The organism is Nocardiopsis sp. TNDT3 (assembly GCF_003427465.1).
Classification (GTDB): domain Bacteria; phylum Actinomycetota; class Actinomycetes; order Streptosporangiales; family Streptosporangiaceae; genus Nocardiopsis; species Nocardiopsis dassonvillei.
The window spans coordinates 1-2,920 of the sequence record NZ_QPFC01001279.1 but is presented as its reverse complement, the minus strand read 5'-3'; the positions used below and the strand labels follow the sequence as shown (position 1 = coordinate 2,920).

5 protein-coding genes are annotated in these 2,920 nt (G+C 68.6%); all 5 read right to left on the bottom strand.

Annotated elements, in window-relative coordinates:
• Positions 1–46: 46 nt before the first annotated feature.
• The 5 genes from DQW06_RS26855 to rpmH all read right to left on the bottom strand — a co-directional run bounded on the left by DQW06_RS26855 (position 47) and on the right by rpmH (position 2,668).
• A complete protein-coding gene (locus DQW06_RS26855; protein ID WP_013155854.1) occupies positions 47–535 on the bottom strand; it encodes a R3H domain-containing nucleic acid-binding protein in 489 nt (162 codons plus the stop codon).
• A gap of 137 nt (positions 536–672) precedes the next feature.
• Positions 673–1,617 carry a membrane protein insertase YidC gene (yidC, locus tag DQW06_RS26850; RefSeq protein ID WP_013155855.1) on the bottom strand — a complete coding sequence of 315 codons (945 nt, stop codon included), beginning with the start codon at positions 1,615–1,617 and terminating at the stop codon, positions 673–675.
• Positions 1,618–1,645: 28 nt separating this feature from the next.
• The gene (gene yidD, locus DQW06_RS26845) at positions 1,646–1,960 is read right to left on the bottom strand and encodes a membrane protein insertion efficiency factor YidD (RefSeq protein ID WP_026338384.1); all 315 of its coding nucleotides are present in this window, start codon (positions 1,958–1,960) and stop codon (positions 1,646–1,648) included.
• The gene (rnpA, locus tag DQW06_RS26840; protein ID WP_019609533.1) at positions 1,957–2,430 is read right to left on the bottom strand and encodes a ribonuclease P protein component; all 474 of its coding nucleotides are present in this window, start codon (positions 2,428–2,430) and stop codon (positions 1,957–1,959) included. Before rnpA ends, yidD begins: the two co-directional genes overlap by 4 nt.
• 94 nt (positions 2,431–2,524) lie before the next feature.
• Positions 2,525–2,668 carry a 50S ribosomal protein L34 gene (rpmH, locus tag DQW06_RS26835; RefSeq protein ID WP_013155858.1) on the bottom strand — a complete coding sequence of 48 codons (144 nt, stop codon included), beginning with the start codon at positions 2,666–2,668 and terminating at the stop codon, positions 2,525–2,527.
• Positions 2,669–2,920 lie beyond the last annotated feature (252 nt).

Genomic DNA, 2,920 nt, shown 5'->3' with positions numbered 1-2,920 from the left:
CGATGTTTCACGTGAAACATCGCCACCCCCTCCGGGGTGTCCGCGCCTAGGGGGCGGGCCGCACCACCACGTAGCGGTGGGGCTCCTCCCCCTCCGACTCGCTGTGCAGACCGGCGGCGGCCACCGCGTCGTGCACGACCTTGCGCTCGAACGGGGTCATCGGCTCCAGGGGCTGGGTCTGGCCGGTCTCCTTGGCCTTGTTGGCGGCGTCCGTCCCGACCTGGAAGAGCACCTTGCGGCGGTCCTCGCGGTACCCGCCGATGTCCAGCATCAGGCGGCTGCGCTCACCGGTGGCCCGGTGCACCGCCAGCCGGGTGAGCTCCTGGAGGGCCTCCAGGACCTCGCCCTTCTCCCCGATCAACTCGTCGAGGGTGGCACCGACGACGGAGACCATCGCGCGGTCGCCCTCGACGTCCATGTCGATGTCGCCGTCGAAGTCCGCGATGTCGAGGAGTCCCTCGATGTAGTCCGCGGCGATGTCGCCCTCGTTCTCCAGGGCCTCGACATCGATTCCGGCCTCAGGCGCCTCAGCCACCGCTACGCCACCGCTCTCTTCCTCGCTACTTGCCACAGCGATCCCGTCTCCTCATCCCTCACGCCCTGGCCGCCGTACGCCTCAGGGGCAGTGTCGCCTGCGCACTCGAACGCCTTCTCGGCCGGGAGCCGCAGAACCTAGCGCGGACCACCACCGGCCCGCTTGGAACGCGGCTGCTTCCTCGGCTGCTTGCGTTCGATCTTAGGCTGTTCCTTCGGCTCAGGAGCGGATTCCGCCGCCTTCTTTCGGCTGAGCATGCCCTTGGCGGAACCGTTGGCGGAGGCACCGCTCTTGGCCTTGGCCTCGTCCTGGCCGGGGGCCGGCTGCCTGCTGTAGAGGAAGTGCTGCTGCCCCATGGTCCAGACGTTGGAGGTGACCCAGTAGACCAGCACACCCACGGGCATCATGAGACCGAAGAGCCCGAACAGGGGCGCCATGTACATCATGATCTTCTGGGTCTGCATCATGGGGTTGTCGGGCATCTGGGAGACGCTGCGCTTCATGCTCTGGCGCATGGTGAGGAACGTCGTCGTACCCATGATCACGCAGGCGATCGCGATGATGACCTTGGCCATGATCGGGTCGGACGCGCCGAGCGCGAGGAGCTCCTCGGGAGTGCTGTTGAACTGGGCCGCGACGGGCGCCTCGAAGATGAGCGCCGCACGCGCGCTCTCCACCAGCTCCGGGGTGAAGTTGTACTGGGCGTTGCCCTCGGCGACGCTGCGCAGCACGCTGAAGAGCGCGAAGAAGACCGGCATCTGCAGGAGGAGCGGCAGGCAACCCATGATCGGGTTGGTACCGCTCTCCTGGTAGAGCTTCATGGACTCCCGCTGCAAGCGCTCCTTGTCGTGCTTGTAGCGCTCGCGGAGCTTCAGGATCTTGGGCTGGATGTCCTGCATCTTGCGCTGCGTGTTCATCTGCTTGACGAACAGCGGCACCAGCAGGAGCCGCATGAGCACGGTGAGCAGGACGATCGACAGGCCCCAGGCCCAGCCGCTGTCCGTGTCGAGGCCGATGTAGGTCAGACCCGAGTGGATCTGGACCAAGATCCAGCCGACGATGTTGTAAAGCCAGTCCAGCACCGGCCAACTCCTATGTGATTCGCTTCAGCTACTGGTCCCCGGGAGGGGTTCCGGTGTGGCCGGCTCCGCCCGCAGACTCCTCGGACTCCCCGTTCCGGCGCCCCCTGGGCGGCGGAACCGGATCAAGCCCCCCCGGATTGAAGGGGTGGCAACGGGCGATACGCCGGGCTCCCAGCCACAACCCGTACAGAGCTCCGTGCACGCGCAGCGCCTCGACGGCGTACGCGCTGCACGAGGGGTAGAAACGGCAGACCGGGGGGAAGAGCGGGCTGATGAAGCGCTGGTAACCCCGGATGGGCAGGATCAACACGCGCGCGAACACCGTCGGTCTGTGCTCGGTCATCGGCCCCACCGCTCTCCGCCCTCGTCCGGGCGTCGGTTCCCTGCTGTCTCGCGCACCGCGGGATCGGCCACCGGGGGCCGAGGCCGGCCCCGGCCGGACCGGCGGCGCGACGACGTCCCGCGGGGGCGCGTCGCCGCGGCGATCGCGCTGTCGAGTTGGGCGGCCAGGTCCTCGTGCCGCGCGGTGGCGGCGGCGGGTCGGGCGCGCACTACAAGCAGGCTACCGTTTGGCAGAACAGCCAACCGAGACCGCATCAGGTGGCGCAGTCTGCGCTGTACGCGCTTGCGCACCACCGCTCCCCCGACCGCCTTGCTGACCACGAACCCGACCCGCGGGGGGTCGGCGTCCGCGACACCGGAGGGCGGGGGGAGGTAGACGACGCCCAGGCAGTCCCTGGACGCGCGCCGTCCCGAACGCATGACGGAGCCGAACTCGGCGCTGTGGCGCATCCGGTTCCTCGGCGAGAGCATCGGCTTCCTTCGTGCTTCGGTACTTCTCCCACGACAAAGGGACCGGCCGGCGAGAAGGCCGGACGGTCCCGAAGGGCTTGGTGCTGGGCGTGGCCTAGTGGCTCACGGTCAGCGCCGCGCGCCCCTTGCGACGGCGCGAGGCGATGATGGCGCGACCGGCGCGCGTACGCATGCGCAGCCGGAAGCCGTGGACCTTCGCGCGACGCCGGTTGTTCGGCTGGTACGTACGCTTGCTCACTACTGGCTCCAGGGGCGTGTCAGGATAAGTACTACGACAGACCCCCAGGATATGCGGGGCCTACGGGTGCATGAGCCGTGGCCGCGCCTCCGTGCGAACACGGGCGCAGGCAGATCGTCGGCATAAGCATAAAGAAGATACGACCTGGTCCGGCCGGGGTCAAATCGGGCCTGTGGACGGCGGTTACACGCGTCCGGCCTGGCCCCTCCCCTCCCCGCCTCCGCGCTCGCTCACGGACGGTCGGCGCGGAAC

What these genes read in the sequence shown, in the direction of transcription:
- yidD (WP_026338384.1), bottom strand. Translation starts at nt 1,960, where the DNA reads ATGACCGAGCACAGACCGACGGTGTTCGCGCGCGTGTTGATCCTGCCC.
- rnpA (WP_019609533.1), bottom strand. Translation starts at nt 2,430, where the DNA reads ATGCTCTCGCCGAGGAACCGGATGCGCCACAGCGCCGAGTTCGGCTCC.